At 62.0% G+C, this 255-nt stretch carries 1 protein-coding gene; it reads right to left on the reverse strand.

Features of this window, described 5'->3' with window-relative positions; genetic code table 11:
• Positions 1 to 255, reverse strand: a 255-nt coding sequence (locus GTP77_RS31520) for a transposase (protein WP_161075774.1), incomplete at both ends; no start/stop codon positions are given.

A 255-nucleotide genomic window follows, 5' to 3' on the forward strand; every position in this document is an offset into this window, starting at 1 on the left:
TCCTGCGCCTCCGACAACGGCTTCTCCTTGCTGCCTTTGCGCTGGATATGCATGCGCCAGCCTTCGCCCGTCAACCGCGCCTCGCGCTTGCCGTTGAGGTATCCCTTGTCGGCGTAGACGTCGCGGCGGGTATTGCAGGGATCGAGCACGTCCTCGAGATGCAGCGTGTCGTGCTCGCTCGCGGTGCAGACCTTGATTTTGCGGATCAACTTGTAGCGCTTGTCGGCACTGGCCGAGAGCTTGTAGCCGAAGAAG

Source organism: Pseudoduganella aquatica (genome assembly GCF_009857595.1).
GTDB classification, from domain to species: Bacteria; Pseudomonadota; Gammaproteobacteria; order Burkholderiales; family Burkholderiaceae_D; genus Rugamonas; species Rugamonas aquatica_A.